Source organism: Rhizobium sp. WSM1274 (genome assembly GCF_025200775.1).
Taxonomy (GTDB): domain Bacteria; phylum Pseudomonadota; class Alphaproteobacteria; order Rhizobiales; family Rhizobiaceae; genus Rhizobium; species Rhizobium leguminosarum_I.
Window position 1 is genome coordinate 25,920 of record NZ_CP104141.1, and the last position, 18,304, is coordinate 44,223.

Consider the following 18,304-nt stretch of genomic DNA (forward strand, 5'->3'; position numbering starts at 1 on the left):
TCCAACACTGAGGTAGACAATGAGCGGTGCTCTGAAGGACGCAATTCGAGTCGAGCGTCCTGCAAAGACCTTGCGGGAATTGGCACTCGACAAGGTCCGCGAAGCCATCGTCAACGGATATTTCCGTCCCGGAGATCGCCTTGTCGAGCGTGACCTCTGCGCCCAGCTCGGCGTCAGCCGAACGGTCGTGCGCGAGGTTCTGAGGCATTTGGAATCGGAAGGGCTTGTCGCCAATCTGCCGAACAAGGGGCCGATCGTCGCGCAGCTCGATATCGACGAAGCCAAACAGATCTATGAGATCCGTGGCGCGCTGGAAGGCATGGCGGCGCGGCTGTGCGCGGAGCGCCGCAGCCCGGAGATCGTCGCCGCGCTGGAGGAATCGCTGGCCGGGATCCGCAAGAGTTATCGCGACAACGACATGGCGGCTGTGCTGACGAACACCTCTTCCTTCTATCAGACGCTGTTCACCATGGTTGACAGGAACGTTGCCTGGGGTGTCGTCAATCTCCTCACAGTGCGCATAAACCACCTGCGCTCGATGACGATCAAGACGGAGAGACGTGGCATCGAAGGCCCGCTGCAGATGTCGAAGATCGTCGACGCCATCCGCCGCGGCGACGGCGAGGGCGCTTACCAGGCCGCGATGGATCACGTCGCCGCCGCAAGCGCGATCGCCGAAGCGGTGCTGTCGGGGAAGAAGGCTGCCGAATAGGCACGGGCGAAGCCTGCCGCTTCCCCGCAGGCCTTGGCAAAGCGCTCATCTCAGCTGTCGATATCACTCCCGGCATTCGCGACGATGTTCCGCGCAATTCAGCGGAATCCAGACTCCCGCTTGACACCCAACTTTGTCCAATGTGATGGTATGCCATATTAAATAATATGTAAGGCGGTACATGAACTGGGATGACCGTGACGTCTGGACTCGGCCCGCCTCCGCGGGGCGCCTCGTCGTTTGTCAGCTGACAACGCGTTGATAGGAAGAAAGCGTCGGCTGAGAGGCGAGAGCGCACACCCAAACCAAATCTCCGCCTTGGCCTGAGCTGAGTTCCCGCAGCAACCAGCTTGACACTCATATATTATGGTATACCATAATACGAAACTGAGAAATGAGGTGCTCGATGGCCATTCAAATTCGCAAGACGGGACTGCAGATCGAAACGACGCTGATCGAAGGCGGCAAGGCCGCGGCGGTGCCGCTGAAGCTGTTTACCGCCTTCGCGGTCGTGAAGAATCCATGGGCCGGTCGCGGCTTCGTCGACGACCTCAAGCCCGAAATTCACGCAAGCGCTCCGGTCCTCGGCGAGTTGCTGACCAAGATGATCATCGATGCGGTTGGGTCCGGCGAGGCTGTCGAGGGATATGGAAAGTCCGCCGTCGTCGGCCTGGACGGCGAGATCGAACACGGGTCCGCGCTCATCCACACGCTGCGTTTCGGCAATTTTTATCGCCAGGCCGTCGGCGCCAAGTCCTATCTCGCCTTCTGCAACACACGCGGTCCTGCCAATGCACCGATCATGATCCCGTTGATGGACAAGAACGATGAAGGCCGCCGTTCGCACTATCTGACCATCCAGACGTCGATCCCCGACGCGCCTGCTGCCGACGAGATCGTTGTGGCTCTCGGTGCTTCGATAGGCGGGCGCCCGCATCACCGCATCGGCGACCGCTACCAGGATCTGAAAGACCTGGGGCAGGATGTTGCCAATCCTGCGGGCGTTTGAAGGAGCTCTCTGAGATGCTGACAGCCGGATCGACCACACGCACCGCTGCAGCAACCAACGCCGCCGGTGCCTTGCCCCGAAAGACGACGGCTAGCGGAACTGCCTATCACGAGGTCGGCAGCGGTGAGCCGCTGGTTCTCATTCATGGCGTCGGCATGCGGCTCGAGGCCTGGGCTCCGCAGATCGCATTTCTGTCTGCAGGCCATCGCATTATCGCTGTCGACATGCCCGGACATGGGGAGAGCGCAAAGCTGCCGGCGGGCAGTCGGCTCGAGGAGTTCGTCGACTGGTTCGCACGCTTTCTCGACGAGATGGCAATCGACAGGGCAAATGTTGCCGGGCACTCGATGGGCGCACTGGTTTCAGGAGGGGCAGCCGCGACATTTGGCGAGCGGATCAGCCGCGTCGCCTACCTCAACGGCGTCTACAGGCGTGACCCTGAAGCAAAGGCCGCCGTCCTTTCGCGCGCCGCGGCCATTCCGGTATCGGGCGTCGACAAGGAAGGTCCTCTGGCCCGCTGGTTCGGCGAAGATGCGGACAGCGTCACCGCGCGTGAATTGACGCGAAAATGGCTAAACCTCGTCGATCCCCAGGGATATGCCGTCGCTTACGCCGCCTTCGCGGGAGGAGACGAGACCTATGCTGACAGCTGGAAAGACGTGGCTGGCCCGGCCCTTTTTCTGACGGGATCCGATGATCCGAACTCGACGCCCTTGATGGCGACACAAATGGCCGAGCTTGCGCCGCGGGGCTACGCCCGCATCGTCGAAGGGCATCGTCATATGGTGAACCTGACCGCACCTGATATCGTCAATTCGCTGCTCGCTGAGTGGCTGTCGTTCGGGGAGGATGAACGATGACAATCCAGACTGTCGACCCAAGAGCACTGCGAGATGCATTCGGGGCTTTTCCGACCGGGGTGACCGTCGTCACCGCCTGCGACGGGGAAGGACATCCGATCGGCTTCACAGCGAACTCCTTCACCTCGGTCTCGCTCAATCCACCGCTTCTCCTCGTCTGTCTCGCCAAGACGTCGCGCAATTTCGCCACCATGACCGGCGCACAGCATTTTGCGATCAACGTGCTTTCGGAAATGCAGAAAGACGTGTCGAACACCTTTGCACGCCCGGTCGAGGACAGGTTTGCGGCGGTCGAATGGGCGAAGGGATCGGCAGGCTGCCCGATATTCTCGAACGTCGCGGCTTGGTTTGAATGCGCCATGGAAGAGGTTATCGAGGCTGGCGACCACGTCATCTTGATGGGCCGCATCGAAGCTTTCGACAATAGCGGCCGCAACGGTCTCGGCTATGCGCGTGGCGGTTATTTCACGCCGACGCTCGCAAGCAAGGCGGTGTCGGCGGCAAGCGAAGGCAATATGGAACTTGCAGCCGTTGTCGAACGCCGCGGGGAAGTTCTGCTGCTCGGCGAGGATGTGCTCTCCCTGCCGAGCGTCGACGCCCATGACGGCAGCCCGACCGAGGCACTGCAAAAATACCTGGAAACGCTCACCGGCTTGAAAGTCAGCATCGGTTTTCTCTATTCGGTTTATGAGGGCAAGAGCGACGGCAAGCAGCACATCGTCTATCACGCCGTTGCCGGAGAGGGCGAGCCTGCCGGCGGCAGGTTCCTGAAGCCTGACGCATTGGTTGCGGCAAAGTTCAAGACCAGCTCGACTGCCGATATCGTCAACCGTTTTGCGATGGAAAGCTCGATCGGCAATTTCGGCGTCTATTTCGGCGACGAGACCGGCGGCACCGTTCACCCAATTCCAGCCAAGGACGCAAAAGCATGAAGTTCTCCCTCTTCGTCCATATGGAACGGCTCGACGCCAGCCAAAGCCATAAGAGCCTCTACGAGGAATTCGTCGCGCTCTGCGAGATCGCCGACAAGGGCGGCATGCACGCGATCTGGACGGGCGAGCACCATGGCATGGATTTCACCATTGCGCCCAATCCGTTCGTGACCATTGCTGATCTCGCGCGCCGCACATCGCGGGTGCGGCTCGGAACGGGGACGGTGATTGCCCCCTTCTGGCATCCGATCAAGCTTGCCGGCGAGGCGGCCATGGCCGACATCATCTGCGATGGAAGGCTCGATATCGGTATCGCGCGGGGGGCCTATTCCTTCGAATATGAGCGCCTGCTGCCCGGGCTCGATGCCTGGGGTGCCGGCCAGCGCATGCGCGAGCTCATCCCGGCCGTCAAGGGCGTATGGGCCGGCGACTACGCGCATGATGGGGAATTCTTCAAGTTTCCGTCGACCACCTCGGCGCCGAAGCCGCTGCAGCAGCCGAACCCGCCCATATGGGTGGCGGCGCGCGATCCGAACTCGCACGAATTTGCCGTCGCCAACGGCTGCAACGTTCAGGTCACGCCACTCTGGCAGGGCGACGACGAGGTTCGATCGTTGATGGAGCGCTTCAACGACGCCTGCGCGAAGAATTCCGAGATCGAGCGGCCCAAGATCATGTTGCTGCGCCATACCTATGTCGGCTCGTCAGAGGACGATGTCGCCCAGGCCGCCCATGAGCTCAGCGTCTACTACAATTACTTCTTCGCCTGGTTCAAGAATGAGAAGCCGATTGCCCAGGGTCTGATCGAGCGCATTCCGGACGAGCAGATCAGAGCAAACGCCATGCTGTCGGACCAGGTCATGCGCACCAACAATGTCGTTGGCGACGCTGAGACTGTCATCACCCGGCTCAAGGCGTATGAAGCACTCGGCTATGACGAATATTCCTTCTGGATCGACACCGGCATGAGCTTCGAGCGCAAGAAGGCGTCGCTCGAGCGCTTCATCACCGAGGTCATGCCAGCATTTCAGGAGTGAGACCATGCGGCGCTTCCAGCACTATATCGATGGCGAATTTTCAGATGGCGAGGCTAGCTATCCGAGCATTGATCCCGCCTCCGGCGCGGCCTGGGCTGAGATGCCCGAAGCGCGCGAGGGGGATGTCGATCGGGCTGTCAACGCTGCCGACAAGGCACTTTACGAAGGCGCCTGGCCGAAAATGACGGCCACGCAACGCGGCAAGCTGCTTTACAAGCTGGCCGACCTGGTTGCCGCCAACGCGCAGGTGCTGGCTGAACTCGAGACGCGAGACACCGGCAAGATCATCCGCGAGACGTCGGCGCAGATCGCTTATGTCGCCGAATACTATCGCTACTATGCCGGCATCGCCGACAAGATCGAAGGCGCCTACCTGCCGATCGACAAGCCCGACATGGATGTCTGGCTTCGCCGTGAGCCGATCGGCGTCGTTGCGATGGTCGTGCCATGGAACAGCCAACTCTTCCTGTCCGCGGTGAAGATCGGCCCGGCGCTGGCGGCCGGCTGCACGATGGTGGTCAAGGCCTCGGAAGACGGGCCGGCGCCGCTTCTCGAATTTGCACGGCTCGTGCACGAGGCAGGCTTTCCTGCCGGCGTCGTCAACATCATCACCGGTTTCGGCGCCTCCTGCGGCGCCGCCCTCGGCCGGCACCCGAAGGTCGCGCATGTGGCCTTCACCGGCGGCCCTGAAACCGCCCGGCACGTCGTTCGCAACTCGGCCGAAAACCTCGCCTCCACCTCGCTTGAACTTGGCGGCAAGTCGCCATTCATCGTCTTTGCCGATGCAGACCTCGAGAGCGCGGCCAACGCCCAGGTCGCGGGCATCTTCGCCGCGACAGGGCAGAGCTGCGTTGCCGGGTCACGGCTGATCGTCGAACGCAGCATCAAGGACAAATTCGTCGCCCTGCTTCGGGATAAGGCGGAAGCGATCCGGATCGGTGCTCCGCTCGATATGGCGACCGAAGTCGGCCCGCTTGCCACCAAGCGCCAGCAGGACAGTATCGGTGCCCTCGTCGCCAAGTCGATTGAAAGCGGCGCCCGCCTCGTCACGGGAGGACGCAAGATCGACGGCGAAGGCTATTATTTCCCGCCGACGATTCTCGACTGCGACGATGTCGCCTCGCCCTCGCTGATCGAGGAGTTCTTCGGGCCGGTCCTGTCCGTCGTGTCGTTCGAGACGGAGGCCGAGGCGCTGCGGCTTGCCAACGATACCCGTTATGGCCTGGCTTCCGGCGTTTTCACCCATAACCTGACCCGGGCGCACCGGCTGATGAAGGGGCTCCGTGCTGGGATCGTCTGGGTCAATACCTACCGCGTGGTCTCTCCGATTGCGCCATTCGGCGGTTTCGGCCTGTCGGGCCATGGTAGGGAAGGCGGTATGGCCGCGGCGCTCGATTATACCCGTACCAAGACGATCTGGCTCAGGACATCGGACGATCCGATCCCCGATCCCTTCGTGATGAGGTAGCGCCGATGTTTTACGAAATCCGCACCTATCGGCTGAAGAACGGCACCATCCCGCAATATCTCAAGGTCGTTGAGGAAGAAGGGATCGAGATCCAGAAGAGCCATCTCGGCACGCTCGTCGGTTACTTCTTTTCGGAGATCGGAACGATCAACGAGATCGTCCACATCTGGGCCTTTGCGAGCCTGGAAGACCGGGAGGCGAGGCGCCAGAGGCTTCTGGCCGATCCCCGGTGGCAGGCCTTCCTGCCCAAGATCCGCGATCTGATCGAGGTGGCGGAAAACAAGATTATGAAGCCAGCTAACTTTTCTCCCAGGAGCGAGGCGCACTGACGACATAAGGCATACCCGTAGGACAAACCAGAACAAGGATAAGGGAACATGAAAACAACATTTGCTTTGGCGGCAGTTGCCGCATTCGTGGCTGTGTCCGCACCGGCGCACGCCGACAACATGGTCTTCTCGAGCTGGGGAGGAACGACCCAGGACGCGCAGAAAGCCGCATGGGCCAGCCCGTTCACGGAGAAGACCGGTATCACCGTCGTACAGGATGGGCCGACGGATTACGGCAAGCTCAAGGCCATGGTCGAGGCTGGCCAGGTCACCTGGGACGTTGTCGACGTCGAAGGCGACTATGCCGCTCAGGCTGGCAAGAATGGCCAGCTGGAAAAACTCGATTTCTCCGTCATCGACAAATCCAAGCTCGATCCGCGCTTCGTGACCGACTATTCGGTCGGCAGTTTCTATTATTCCTTCGTGATCGGCTGCAATGCCGATGCCGTCAGCGCCTGCCCGAAGACCTGGGCGGATCTGTTCGACACGACGAAGTTTCCGGGAAAGCGCACATTCTACAAATGGTCGGCTCCCGGCGTGATCGAAGCGGCGCTGCTTGCCGACGGCGTGGCCGCCGACAAGCTCTACCCGCTTGATCTAGACCGCGCCTTCAAGAAGCTCGACACGATCAAATCGGATATCGTCTGGTGGTCGGGTGGCGCACAGTCGCAGCAGCTTCTGGCATCCGCCGAGGCTCCCTTCGGCAGTGTCTGGAATGGTCGCATGACCGCGCTTGCGGCGAGCGGTATCAAGACCGAGACCTCGTGGGAACAGAACATCACCGCTGCGGATTCGCTCGTCGTGCCGAAGGGTTCGCCGAACGCGGAAGCCGCGATGAAGTTCATTGCAATGGCGACCGCGGCCGAACCGCAGGCCGCCCTTGCAAAGGCCACCGGATATGCACCAATCAACGTTGACTCGGCCAAGCTGATGGATCCGGAGACGGCCAAGACCCTGCCGGATCGGCAGACGGCCAGCCAGGTGAATGCCGACATGAACTACTGGGCTGATAATCGCGATGCCATCGGCGAGAAGTGGTACGCCTGGCAGGCGAAATAGCCTGAAACTTAAGACGGATGGGCACGGCGAATGTTCGCCGTGCCTCCCGCAGCGTCGGTGCCCATTTGTTGGACCTCGGCGCCTGCGGAAATTGACGGGTGGGAAGGACTGTCATGGCGACATATAGCGATGCCTCCGGCGCAATTGCGCCCCTGCCAAAGGTGCGCAGGGCAACAGGTTTTGGCGGGGTCCTTCCGGCTCTCGCCTTCGTGACGATCTTTTTCATCGCGCCGGTGGCGGTGCTCTTGTTGCGAAGCGTTCTGGAACCCGTGCCGGGCTTTGGAAACTATGCGCAGCTGATCGGGTCCGCGACCTATCTCAAGATCTTCGCCAATACCTTCATCGTCTCGGGTCTCGTCACGGTGATTTCGCTGCTGATCGGATTTCCCGTTGCCTGGGCGCTGGCAATCATGCCCGGGCGCCTGACCTCGGTGATCTTTGCGATCCTGCTCCTGTCAATGTGGACCAACCTGCTTGCCCGCACCTATGCCTGGATGGTGCTTTTGCAGCGGACGGGGCCGATCAACAAGATGCTGATCGGAATGGGGCTGATCGACAAGCCCTTAGCACTCGTCAACAATCTGACCGGGGTCACGATCGGCATGACCTATATCATGCTGCCCTTCATCATCCTGCCGCTCTACGGCGTGATCAGGAAGATCGACCCGTCGACCCTGCAGGCGGCAGCACTTTGCGGCGCCAATCGGTGGCAGTGCCTGACCCGTGTCCTGCTGCCTTTGGCCATGCCCGGCATGGCAGCCGGTGCCCTCATGGTTTTCGTCATGTCGCTTGGTTATTTCGTCACGCCATCGCTTCTCGGCGGCACTGCGAACATGATGCTCGCAGAGCTGATCGCGCAATTCGTGCAGTCGCTGGTCAACTGGGGAATGGGAGGTGCCGCGGCGCTGGTGCTCCTCGTGGTGACCCTGCTGCTTTATGCCGTGCAGCTGCGCTTCGTCGGCAACCAGAACCCGGGAGGGCGTTGACATGTTGCTCAATTTCGACCGGCTCGGCTGGTGGAAATATATCCTGCTGGCGATCACGCTTCTGACTGCGGCCTTTCTGCTGCTGCCGATCGTCTTTATCGCGGCGCTCTCCTTCGGCTCCTCGCAATGGCTGATCTTTCCGCCGCCCGGCTGGACGTTTCAGTGGTACAGCGAGCTCTTTGCCGATCCGCGCTGGCTGGAATCGGCCTGGACGAGCTTCAAGATCGCGGTCATCGTGACGATCCTGTCGGTGCTGCTCGGGCTCGTGACCTCCTTCGGGCTGGTGCGCGGTTCGTTCCTGTTCCGCGATGGGCTGAAAGCGCTGTTCCTGACGCCGATGATCCTTCCCGTCGTGGTTCTTGCGGTCGCCCTTTATGCCTTCTTTCTGAGGATCGGCCTCGGCGGCACGTTGGCAGGCTTCGTCATTTCGCACCTCGTTCTCGCGCTGCCCTTCTCGATCCTCTCGATCTCAAGTGCGCTGGAGGGCTTCGACAAGTCGATCGAGGACGCGGCGGTTCTGTGCGGTGCCTCGCCTCTGGAAGCAAAGATCAGGGTCACCCTGCCGGCGATCAGCCATGGGCTGTTTTCGGCGGCAGTCTTTTCGTTCCTGACATCCTGGGATGAGGTGGTGGTGGCGATCTTCATGTCCAGCCCGACCCTGCAGACGCTGCCGGTAAAGGTATGGGCGACGCTGCGGCAGGACCTGACGCCGGTTGTCGCCGCGGCGTCGACCCTTCTCATCCTTTTGACGATCATCTTGATGGCGCTGGTTGCCGTCGTGCGTAAGGTACTGAAACAATGAGAGAACCATTCCTTCAGATCTGCGGAATACGCAAGGAATACGGCCCGGTCGTCGCCGTCCACGACGTCAATCTCGACGTTCGGCGCGGCGAGTTTCTGACCTTTCTCGGACCGTCCGGATCCGGGAAAAGCACGACGCTTTATATCCTGGCTGGTTTTGAAACGCCGACGAAAGGCGACATCACGCTGGAGGGCAACACCCTGCTCGCGACGCCATCGCACAAGCGCAACATCGGCATGGTGTTCCAGCGCTACACCCTGTTTCCGCATCTCACGGTTGGTGAAAACATCGCATTCCCGCTGAAGGTCAGGCGCAAGTCCAAGGCCGAGGTCGACAGCAAGGTGAAGGAGATGCTGCGCCTCGTCCGGCTCGAAGGCTTCGAGGATCGCAAGCCTGCGCAAATGTCCGGCGGTCAGCAGCAGCGCGTCGCCCTTGCCAGAGCCCTTGCCTATGATCCACCGGTGCTTCTGATGGACGAGCCGCTGTCGGCGCTCGACAAGAAGTTGCGCGAGGAAATCCAGCATGAGATACGCCGGATCCATCAGCAGACCGAAGTGACGATCCTCTATGTCACGCACGACCAGGAGGAGGCGCTGCGGCTCTCCGACCGGATCGCCGTCTTTTCCAAGGGCGTCATCGACCAGATCGGCACGGGGCCGGAACTCTACGCCAATCCGCGGACCCGCTTCGTTGCCGAATTTATCGGTGACAGCGACTTCATTTCATGCGACCTGCTGTCATCCTCCGATGGGCAGGCCAGCATTTCGCTTGGCGGCGGGAGCGTCTTCAATCATATTCCCGTGCATGGAAAAGGAACCTCCGGGACGAGGGCGGCCTTGATGCTGAGGCCAGAGCGCATTCGGTTGTCGCGCAACCAGGCGGCGGGAGCGGGTCTTGCCGCAACGGTCAGCGACATTACCTTCCTCGGCAACAATATTCACGTCTCGACCGAGACGGCGACGGGTGAGGCGCTGGCGGTTCGCCTGCCGTTCGGTCACGAGGCTATCGCGGGGCTCAGTCGTGGCGATATAGTCCATCTGAATTTCGATCCCGGTGCCGCTCACGTATTCTGTTGAAAGTTGTCATATGAAGCTCGATGATCCCTCGCTGTTCCTCCAGGCATGCCCCATCGCCGATCGCTGGATCGAAGCGGAAGGCCGCAAGGCGGCGACGGTCCGCAATCCGGCCACCGGCGAGCCGCTGGGGGTGGTCCCTGACCTCGGTGCGGCGGAAACGGAGGACGCCATCCGCGCTGCCGTGATTGCCCAGAGGCTTTGGGCGAAGAAGACCGCCGGGGAGCGCGCCGCCGTTCTGAAGGCTTGGCACCGCCTGATGATCGAAAACCGCGACGATCTGGCGATGATCCTGACGCTGGAGCAGGGAAAGCCGCTGGCCGAGGCCAAGGGGGAGATCACCTATGGTGCGAGCTTCATCGAATGGTTCGCGGAAGAGGCGAGGCGCATCAACGGCGAGACCATCCCGGGGCATCAGGCCGACAAGCGGATCCTCGTCTTGCGCCAACCGGCAGGCGTGGTGGCGGCGATCACGCCCTGGAACTTTCCGAACGCGATGATCACCCGCAAGATCGGCCCCGCGCTTGCCGCCGGCTGTGCCGTGGTTCTCAAGCCGGCGCTGCAGACGCCATTCTCCGCCATTGCGATCGCCGTTCTCGCTGAGCGCGCCGGCCTGCCGCCGGGGCTTCTCAACATCGTCACGGGCGATGCAGCGGCAATTGGCGGGGCGCTGACGGCAAGCCGTGACGTTCGGGTTCTGACATTCACGGGCTCCACCCGGACGGGCGAGCTGCTTTACCGGCAATGCGCGCCGACGATCAAAAAGCTCGGCCTTGAACTTGGCGGCAATGCACCCTTCATCGTGTTCGACGACGCCGACCTCGACGCTGCCGTCGAAGGCGCGCTCATCGCCAAGTTCCGCAACAACGGCCAGACCTGCGTCTGCGCCAATCGGCTTTATGTCCAGGACGGCGTCTATGAGGCATTTGCCGCCAAGCTCGCCGCGGCGGTTTCGGGCTTGAAGGTCGGCAACGGTCTCGACCGCGACGTCGTGCTTGGCCCGCTGATCGACGACAATGCCGTCGCCAAGGTCGAAAGCCATATCCGCGATGCCGTTTCAAAGGGCGCCGGGATCGTTTCAGGGGGCAAGCGCCACGCGCTGGGCGGCCATTTCTTTGAGCCGACGATCCTGCGCGATGTCGCTGCCGGCATGCAGGTCGCCCGCGAGGAAACCTTCGGGCCGCTTGCACCGCTGTTTCGTTTCCGCGACGAAGAGGACGTCATCGAACAGGCAAACGACACCGAGTTCGGGCTTGCTTCGTATTTTTACGCTCGCGATCTGTCGCGGGTATTTCGCGTCGCGGAAGCCCTCGAATACGGGATGGTCGGCGTCAATACCGGTCTCGTCTCGACGGCTGAGGCTCCGTTCGGCGGCGTGAAAATGTCGGGCCTCGGTCGCGAAGGGTCGCGGCACGGATTGGACGAATATACCGAGCTTAAATATGTATGCCTGGGCGGCATTGCCTGAACTGGTCGGGAGAACGCATGCAAGCTTTCGGGCGACGTTCGCTTCAGAACCGATGTTCCGCTCCCTCGACCGGATTTGCCCAGACCGTCATGCCAGGCGCAAACGGCGTCTCGCCTTCGGTGCGCACGACCATCTCGCCGAGCTCGGGGATGTCGAGGTAAAGGATCGCGTCGGCGCCAAGCCGCTCCACATGCCGGATCCTGCCCTGCCATTGCCCGACACCTTCCGAAAGCCTGATATGTTCCGGGCGAATGCCGTAGGTCGCGCAGTTCATTCGCCGTGCTATCTCGCCGCCATAGAGGTTCATCTTCGGGCTGCCGATGAAGCCGGCGACGAAGGGTGTCGCCGGATTGCGGTAGAGTTCCATTGGACTGCCGATCTGTTCGACCGCGCCGCCCTTCAGGACGACGATCTTGTCCGCCATCGTCATGGCTTCGACCTGATCGTGGGTGACATAGATCATCGTCGATTTCAGGCGGGCATGCAGATCGGCGATCTCAAGGCGCATCTGGGCGCGGAGCGAAGCGTCGAGATTGGAGAGCGGCTCGTCGAACAGGAAGACCTTGGGATCGCGGATGATCGCGCGGCCGATGGCGACGCGCTGCCTCTGGCCGCCGGAGAGCGCTTTCGGCTTTCTCTCCAGCAACTGGGTGAGCTGCAGCGTTTCAGCCGTCGCCGCGACCTTGGCGGCGATTTCCGCCTTTGGGCGGCGGGCGAGCGAAAGGCCGAAGCCGATATTCTCGGCAACGGTCATATGCGGGTAGAGCGCGTAGCTCTGGAACACCATGGCAATACCGCGCTCGGAGGGTTCGGCATAGGTCACGTCCTTGCCGCCGATGGTCAGCGCGCCTGACGTTGTTTCCTCCAGGCCGGCGATGATCCGCAGCAGCGTCGACTTTCCGCAGCCAGACGGGCCGACGAAAACGACGAACTCGCCCGAGGCAACCTCCAGATCGATCCCCTTGATGACTTCAAGTGCGCCAAAACTCTTGCGAACCTGCTTGAGAGTGAGCTCAGCCATTCGGTTACCCTTTTACTGCGCCTGATGTCATGCCGGCGACGATCTGCCGGTTGAAGAAGATGAAGACGACCAGCGGCGGGATCGTCACGAGGAGGATATTCATGAAGAGAAGATTGTACTGGCTCGTATACATGCTCTGGAAATTATAGAGCGTCAGCTGCACGGTCACGTTCTCCTTGCCGGGAAGGTAGTAGAGCGGGTTGGTAAAATCGTTGAAGATCGCGATCGACTGCACGACGATGTTGGTGACGGTCACCGGCTTCAGCAGCGGCAGGATCACTCTGAAGAAAATCTGCCGGGGCTTGGCGCCATCGATCAGCGCCGCCTCGTCGAGGTCGCGGGGTATGGTCGAAATGAACGACCGGTAGAGCAATGTCGAGAACGAGAGATTATAGGCGACCTGGATCAGGATCATCCCGGTCACGGTCTTGAAGAGACCGATCTCCTGTAAGAGGCCGATGGTGGGGACGACGGCTGGGGGCATCATCAGACCCATGAACAGGGCAATGGAGGCCACCCTGTTCCAGACGGTCTTGCGGCGCTGCATCACATATCCGACCATTGCCGACAGCAGGATCAGGATCGTGACGGAGACCACGGTGATCAGCGTGGAGTTGAAATAGGCGAGCGCGAGCTGGTAGTCGCGCGCCTTGAACACGGCGATCAGATTATCCCAGAACAGCCACTGCTCGGGCAGTTCGAAATCAAGGCGAGAGGCTTCGGATTTCGATTTGACCGCCTGGAGAGCGACGAAAACGAAAGGCATGACGAAGATGACGGCCGCCACCGCAAGGGCTATCGCGCCGGTCACGTAAGGGCGGACGCTTCTCATTCCTCGACCTCGCGCCGGTTGAACCACAGGGTGAATGGCAGGATGATTATGGCGATCAGCGCGAACAGGATGACGTTTCCGGCCGTCGACAGACCGTAGAAACCCGCCTGGTACTGCTTATAGATGACCGAGGCGATCACGTCGGAGGAGAAACCAGGCCCGCCGCGGGTCATGGCCCATATCAGGTCGAAGGATCGAAGCCCGCCGATCAGCGACAATGTCACCACGATGACAGTGGCGGGACGCACGAGCGGGAGGGTGATCCGGAAAAATTGCTGGAGACGCGTGGCCCCGTCAATCCTTGCGGCCTCATAATAATCGGGGCTGATCGCGGCAAGCCCGGCGATGAAGATCAAGGTGGCGAGGCCGACACCCTTCCAGACATCGACCAAAGCCACCGAAAAAAGCGCCAGCGCCGGATTGGTGAGCCACCCAGGTCCTGGAATGCCGAGCGTTTCCAACGTGACATTGATGATGCCCCTGGTCGGATGCATCATCACCGTGAAGGTGATGCCGATGCCGATCGTCGAGACCAGGACGGGAAAGAAGACCAGCGTGCGCAGGAAGCCGCGGGCGAAGATATTGCTGGTCAGCAGCACGGCGAGCAGCAACCCGCAGACCGTCTTCAGGCCGGAGGTCGTCACGGCGTAGATCAGTGTGTTGACGAGCCCTTTGACCAGAAACGGTTCGGAAAAGAACTGCTGAAAATTTTCGAGCCCGATGAATTCGGCGGTCGAAAGATCCCAGCGCGTCAAGCTGAACCAGAGAGAGGATACGGTGGGAACGAGAAAGAGCACGCCGTAGATGATGGCGGCGGGAATGAAAAACCACAGCGGGTAGGGCGATTTGCGCGAACGGCGGCGTGTCTCGGTCATATCAATCTCTTCGATCGGGTGGAACCTCGCTCCATCAGGAGCGAGGATAACTTGCCCGAAAGACCGCTACCAGTTGGGCAGGCCAAGCTGCTTGGCCTGCTTGCGCACATCGTCGTCATAGAGTTTCGCCGCGTCGGCCGGCTGGCGAATACCGGAGCCGACTTCGACGGTGATCTGCTCGAGAGCCGGTCCCTTGATTGGCGAAACGAATTCCAGCGCCGGGGTCGTCTTGTCCTTGGCCTCGAAATAGGGGAGCATGTCCTTTATCGCAGGCGGCACGCTAGCTGGCAGGTCGCAGCCGTCGATCAGAGAAGGCCCCTGAACGGCATTGGTTTCCACCATGATCTTGCAGGCCTCGACGCTTCCGGCGAAATCGACGAATTTCCGCGCTTCCTCGGCGTGCTGGCTGGTCAAGGGAATGTAGAGGGCGGGCGGCATCCAGACCGTCAAACCGTTGGTTGCGGCGTCGTCGCTCGGCTGGGCGAAAAAGCCGACATCGTTGAGGTTTTCGGGATAATTCTGTTTGAGCGCGCCGACCGCGAAGCTCAGCATCGGATAATGCGCCGCCTCGCCGGTTGCCACCATTCTCAGGCCATCGTCGTAGCTTGCCGCGCCGAAATCGTCGTTCATCAGACCGGCGTCGTGAACGTCCTTCAGCCGTTCGAAGCCCTTCAGGGCCGCAGGCGTCTCGGCGTATTTTGCCTTGTTGGCGGTATAGTCTGCGGCGAAGTTCGGCACGGCAGCGTGCAGGTTGTAATAGTCAGCCAGAACGAACAACTGCGAGGTCCAGGTATCGCGATAGGTCTGCGCCACGGCGACCTTTCCTGACGCTTTGACCTTCGCGTTGTTCGCCATGAAGTCCGCCCATGTCTTCGGGACGGAGAGGCCAAGCTCCTGGTAGATTTTCCTGTTGTAGAGGATCCCGCCCGCCATCGCCGTGCCGAAGGGAACGCCGTAGAGCTTGCCATCGGCACGGACGACCGATTTGAAACCGTCGTCGACCTTCGCCTGCGACGAGAGATCGCTCAGATCGACAAGCGTCTGTGTCGGCTTCAGCGCCTGTAGCAGCGAGCCGGAATTGTAGAGGAACACATCGGACATCTCCCCCGTCGCCAGGCGCGTCTTGATGATGTTGTCGCCCTCGCCACCGCCGGCCCGCGGCTCGATTTCAATCGTCACGTCGGGTGCCTTTGCCTGATAGGCGGCAACCAGTGCCTCGGCCGCCGCGACGGTGTCGGGGTTGTTGTCGATCAGGAATGACAGCGTGGTTTCTGCATGCGACGGGCCAGCCGCGGCCAGTGCCAAAAGCGCGGAGGCGCCCGCAAGAATGAGTTTTATCCGATGTGTCATGACGTTCCTCCTCTGAACGATGCGACGTGTATGCTCCTCAAGAATTGGGTAGGGAAAAGACCAGCTGGTGTGTCCCGGGGGGAAGAATGGCTTCCGCGACGACAGGTTCTCCATTGAGCGACGGGTTTTGATGCCGTTTTCCAGGTCGGAACCGGCCGATGCAGCCTTTCGGAAGCGTCAGCACATAGGTGATCTTGTTGCCGTCGCATTGCCAGCCGGCCTCTATGCGCCCCTGGCTGCTATCATGATGGGCCGAAACCGGTGAAAGGGACGGAATCGGCGCCGGATCGACGATCACCTCGGTAAATCCGGGCGCGCTCGGGCTCGGCGAAATTCCGGCGACGCTTTCGAACAGCCACTGACAGACCGCGCCATAGGCATAGTGGTTGTAGCTGTTCATGTCGGGTTCGTAGATGGTGCCGTCAGGCGCCATGGAATCCCAGCGCTCCCAGATCGTCGTCGCTCCCTTCGAGACCTGGTAGAGCCAGCCCGGCACATCCTCCTGCAGGAAGACCTTTTCGGCCAGATCGTCCATGCCGAGCTTCGTCAGCGCCGGCAGCAGGGCGGGCGTGCCGATGAAGCCGGTGCCGATCTTGTAGTCTGCATCGATGATCACCTGCCGGAAATGCTGCTGTGCGGCTTGCGTGTGCTCCGCCGGTATCAGGTCGTGGAGGAAGGCCAAGGCATAGGACGTCTGGTCATTATGCGCGAGCCGTCCCGCCGGCGTGATGAACTCGTTGGTGAATGCCCGCCGGATCTCGCTTGCGCGCTGTTTCATCTTCTCTTCAAGCGCATGCTCGCCGAGAATGGCTGCGATCCTTGCCAGAAGGTCGGTCGAGATGAAGTGGTAGAGCGTCGCCGCGCAATCGTCGGCGATCGTCGGACGAGGCTTTCGATTGTCGCCGACCGGTTGCAGCCAGTCGCCGAAAGTGAAACCTCGGGCCCCCCAATGCGAGGGCGGACGCACGAGCGGACCGTCCGAGATCGACCAGACGAAATCGACCCAGCGCACCATGGAATCCAGGCACTCCGACAGGACGGCCCGGTCGCCGTAATGCGTGTAGAGTACCCAAGGAATCACGACGATCGCGTCGCCCCAGCCAGTCGAACCGGCATAGCCCGGGAAATTGGCCGGATGCAGACGCGTCGGATCCGGCGAAAAATGTGAGACGGCGCCATCCTCGCGTTGATCGGCCATCACATCCCGCAGATACTTCCTCAGGAAGAATTGGCTGTCGCTCAGCCAGCATGCGGTTGCGGCAAAGACCTGGGCGTCGCCCGTCCAGCCCAAGCGCTCGTCGCGTTGCGGGCAATCGGTCGGTACTTCGACGAAATTGGCGCGCTGCGACCAGATGGTATTCTCGACGAGGCGATTGACCAGTGTATTGCCCGAGGTGAAACCGCCGGCGGGCTCGGGCACCGACGAGATCGGGATGGACGCGATTGCAAGGATCTTCGCATCGCCCTTGATCGTTACCCTGGCATAGCGGAAGCCGTGGAAGGTGAAATGCGGTGCGTAGGTTTCATCGCCGTCTCCCCGCAGCGTGTAGACAGTGTGCGCGGTGGCCGTGCGATAGTTGCGATTGTCGAAATGACGATCGGGGCCGAGTACCTCCGAATGCTCCACCCGAATTTCGGCGCCGGCGGTGCCGCGGACTGTATATCTGACATAGCCGCCGGAATTCTGGCCGAAATCGTAGACCGTCCTGCCCTCATCGTCGGTCCAGCTGTCGACCGGGGCGAGTGGCCGCAACTCGCGCACGGCAGCCGTTTCATGCGCGACGAGCAGTTCCCTGTCGAATGGCAATCGTTCGGTGCCGTGGCTCTCCAAGTAGTTTTCGTGGCGGGCATCGTAGATTTCGCCGAAGTAGATCCCCGACTTCAGGATCGGCAGAATACCGCTTCGCCATGTGGTGTCGGTGGAAAGAACGGTGCCATCCGATCCGATCAGATCGGCAATGGCGCCGATCCTGTCGCCCCAGCAATTTGGGATTGCCTGGGCGCCCCACATCAAAGGCGACCGGTACCATCCGTCGGCAAGCCAGATCTCGATCCGGTTGAGGCCCGGCTTGAACAGGTTCGAGACGTCATATCGCTGATAGGCAAGGCGATCGTCGTAGTTCGTCCAGCCCGGGGTCAACAGGTCGTTGCCGACACGAACGCCGTTGATGAAGCAGCGGTAGAGGCCAAGTGCGGAGATAAAGAGCTCGACGGGAAGCTTGGCGCCGTCATGTTCGAAAGTCTTGGAGACGAAGCTTGCGGCCGTTCCCTGACCGCCATCCGATAGTGGCGCGATCATTTCCCCCGACCAGGCACGCGAAACGAGGTTGCCGCCGATGGCTGCCGGCTGAAAGTTCATCAAGTCCTCCCGAATGTAGAACGTTCTCCATATAACGTTCTACATTTTCTTCGGAAGCGCAATAGAATTTTCGTTGCCAGTCTGCCATGGTGGTTCTGCGGACGATGTTGACGACCCGCAGCAAGCCAGAGA

17 protein-coding genes are annotated in these 18,304 nt (G+C 61.0%); 12 read left to right on the top strand and 5 right to left on the bottom strand.

Features of this window, described 5'->3' with window-relative positions; all coding sequences use genetic code 11:
* Window positions 1-19 precede the first annotated feature (19 nt).
* The 12 genes from N2600_RS31915 (at window position 20) to N2600_RS31970 (ending at window position 11,735) form a co-directional block, all read left to right on the top strand.
* Window positions 20-712, top strand: coding sequence for a GntR family transcriptional regulator (locus tag N2600_RS31915; protein WP_017968876.1), 693 nt, complete (start codon window positions 20-22; stop codon window positions 710-712).
* Window positions 713-1,118: 406 nt separating this feature from the next.
* Window positions 1,119-1,721 (top strand): amino acid synthesis family protein, encoded by a 603-nt coding sequence (locus N2600_RS31920; protein ID WP_170255406.1) that lies wholly within the window; start codon window positions 1,119-1,121, stop codon window positions 1,719-1,721.
* A 14-nt stretch (window positions 1,722-1,735) separates the two neighbouring features.
* Window positions 1,736-2,581, top strand: a complete 846-nt coding sequence (locus tag N2600_RS31925) for an alpha/beta fold hydrolase (RefSeq protein ID WP_260299771.1) — start codon at window positions 1,736-1,738, stop codon at window positions 2,579-2,581.
* A complete protein-coding gene (locus tag N2600_RS31930; protein WP_170255408.1) occupies window positions 2,578-3,513 on the top strand; it encodes a flavin reductase family protein in 936 nt (311 codons plus the stop codon). The genes N2600_RS31925 and N2600_RS31930 overlap by 4 nt, the downstream gene beginning before the upstream one ends.
* Window positions 3,510-4,550, top strand: coding sequence for an LLM class flavin-dependent oxidoreductase (locus N2600_RS31935; protein ID WP_162117473.1), 1,041 nt, complete (start codon window positions 3,510-3,512; stop codon window positions 4,548-4,550). Before N2600_RS31930 ends, N2600_RS31935 begins: the two co-directional genes overlap by 4 nt.
* A gap of 4 nt (window positions 4,551-4,554) precedes the next feature.
* Window positions 4,555-6,018 carry an aldehyde dehydrogenase gene (locus N2600_RS31940; RefSeq protein ID WP_260299772.1) on the top strand — a complete coding sequence of 488 codons (1,464 nt, stop codon included), beginning with the start codon at window positions 4,555-4,557 and terminating at the stop codon, window positions 6,016-6,018.
* A 5-nt stretch (window positions 6,019-6,023) separates the two neighbouring features.
* Window positions 6,024-6,347, top strand: a complete 324-nt coding sequence (locus N2600_RS31945) for an NIPSNAP family protein (protein ID WP_222384969.1) — start codon at window positions 6,024-6,026, stop codon at window positions 6,345-6,347.
* A gap of 48 nt (window positions 6,348-6,395) precedes the next feature.
* Window positions 6,396-7,406, top strand: a complete 1,011-nt coding sequence (locus N2600_RS31950) for a polyamine ABC transporter substrate-binding protein (protein WP_170255411.1) — start codon at window positions 6,396-6,398, stop codon at window positions 7,404-7,406.
* A gap of 113 nt (window positions 7,407-7,519) precedes the next feature.
* A complete protein-coding gene (locus tag N2600_RS31955; RefSeq protein ID WP_260299773.1) occupies window positions 7,520-8,392 on the top strand; it encodes an ABC transporter permease in 873 nt (290 codons plus the stop codon).
* A gap of 1 nt (window position 8,393) precedes the next feature.
* Window positions 8,394-9,194, top strand: a complete 801-nt coding sequence (locus tag N2600_RS31960) for an ABC transporter permease (protein WP_170255412.1) — start codon at window positions 8,394-8,396, stop codon at window positions 9,192-9,194.
* Complete coding sequence (locus N2600_RS31965; protein WP_260299774.1) at window positions 9,191-10,270, top strand: ABC transporter ATP-binding protein; 1,080 nt, start codon at window positions 9,191-9,193, stop codon at window positions 10,268-10,270. The genes N2600_RS31960 and N2600_RS31965 overlap by 4 nt, the downstream gene beginning before the upstream one ends.
* A gap of 10 nt (window positions 10,271-10,280) precedes the next feature.
* A complete protein-coding gene (locus N2600_RS31970; protein ID WP_260299775.1) occupies window positions 10,281-11,735 on the top strand; it encodes an NAD-dependent succinate-semialdehyde dehydrogenase in 1,455 nt (484 codons plus the stop codon).
* 43 nt (window positions 11,736-11,778) lie between these two features.
* Here the strand turns inward: N2600_RS31970 and N2600_RS31975 are convergent, their stop codons facing one another.
* The 5 genes from N2600_RS31975 to N2600_RS31995 all read right to left on the bottom strand — a co-directional run bounded on the left by N2600_RS31975 (window position 11,779) and on the right by N2600_RS31995 (window position 18,172).
* Window positions 11,779-12,756, bottom strand: a complete 978-nt coding sequence (locus tag N2600_RS31975) for an ABC transporter ATP-binding protein (RefSeq protein ID WP_222384973.1) — start codon at window positions 12,754-12,756, stop codon at window positions 11,779-11,781.
* 4 nt (window positions 12,757-12,760) lie between these two features.
* A complete protein-coding gene (locus tag N2600_RS31980; protein ID WP_260299776.1) occupies window positions 12,761-13,588 on the bottom strand; it encodes a carbohydrate ABC transporter permease in 828 nt (275 codons plus the stop codon).
* Complete coding sequence (locus N2600_RS31985) at window positions 13,585-14,463, bottom strand: carbohydrate ABC transporter permease (RefSeq protein ID WP_170255424.1); 879 nt, start codon at window positions 14,461-14,463, stop codon at window positions 13,585-13,587. Before N2600_RS31985 ends, N2600_RS31980 begins: the two co-directional genes overlap by 4 nt.
* A gap of 66 nt (window positions 14,464-14,529) precedes the next feature.
* Entirely contained in the window at window positions 14,530-15,813 is a 1,284-nt protein-coding gene (locus N2600_RS31990) for an ABC transporter substrate-binding protein (protein ID WP_260112118.1), read from the bottom strand.
* A gap of 37 nt (window positions 15,814-15,850) precedes the next feature.
* Complete coding sequence (locus N2600_RS31995) at window positions 15,851-18,172, bottom strand: alpha-L-rhamnosidase (RefSeq protein WP_260112119.1); 2,322 nt, start codon at window positions 18,170-18,172, stop codon at window positions 15,851-15,853.
* Window positions 18,173-18,304 lie beyond the last annotated feature (132 nt).

Coding starts and splice junctions, on each gene's coding strand:
- N2600_RS31970 (WP_260299775.1), top strand. CDS start 10,281: ATGAAGCTCGATGATCCCTCGCTGTTCCTCCAGGCATGCCCCATCGCC.
- N2600_RS31925 (WP_260299771.1), top strand. CDS start 1,736: ATGCTGACAGCCGGATCGACCACACGCACCGCTGCAGCAACCAACGCC.
- N2600_RS31935 (WP_162117473.1), top strand. CDS start 3,510: ATGAAGTTCTCCCTCTTCGTCCATATGGAACGGCTCGACGCCAGCCAA.
- N2600_RS31940 (WP_260299772.1), top strand. CDS start 4,555: ATGCGGCGCTTCCAGCACTATATCGATGGCGAATTTTCAGATGGCGAG.
- N2600_RS31990 (WP_260112118.1), bottom strand. CDS start 15,813: ATGACACATCGGATAAAACTCATTCTTGCGGGCGCCTCCGCGCTTTTG.
- N2600_RS31920 (WP_170255406.1), top strand. CDS start 1,119: ATGGCCATTCAAATTCGCAAGACGGGACTGCAGATCGAAACGACGCTG.
- N2600_RS31950 (WP_170255411.1), top strand. CDS start 6,396: ATGAAAACAACATTTGCTTTGGCGGCAGTTGCCGCATTCGTGGCTGTG.
- N2600_RS31995 (WP_260112119.1), bottom strand. CDS start 18,172: ATGAACTTTCAGCCGGCAGCCATCGGCGGCAACCTCGTTTCGCGTGCC.
- N2600_RS31975 (WP_222384973.1), bottom strand. CDS start 12,756: ATGGCTGAGCTCACTCTCAAGCAGGTTCGCAAGAGTTTTGGCGCACTT.
- N2600_RS31965 (WP_260299774.1), top strand. CDS start 9,191: ATGAGAGAACCATTCCTTCAGATCTGCGGAATACGCAAGGAATACGGC.
- N2600_RS31985 (WP_170255424.1), bottom strand. CDS start 14,463: ATGACCGAGACACGCCGCCGTTCGCGCAAATCGCCCTACCCGCTGTGG.
- N2600_RS31980 (WP_260299776.1), bottom strand. CDS start 13,588: ATGAGAAGCGTCCGCCCTTACGTGACCGGCGCGATAGCCCTTGCGGTG.
- N2600_RS31945 (WP_222384969.1), top strand. CDS start 6,024: ATGTTTTACGAAATCCGCACCTATCGGCTGAAGAACGGCACCATCCCG.
- N2600_RS31915 (WP_017968876.1), top strand. CDS start 20: ATGAGCGGTGCTCTGAAGGACGCAATTCGAGTCGAGCGTCCTGCAAAG.
- N2600_RS31960 (WP_170255412.1), top strand. CDS start 8,394: ATGTTGCTCAATTTCGACCGGCTCGGCTGGTGGAAATATATCCTGCTG.
- N2600_RS31930 (WP_170255408.1), top strand. CDS start 2,578: ATGACAATCCAGACTGTCGACCCAAGAGCACTGCGAGATGCATTCGGG.
- N2600_RS31955 (WP_260299773.1), top strand. CDS start 7,520: ATGGCGACATATAGCGATGCCTCCGGCGCAATTGCGCCCCTGCCAAAG.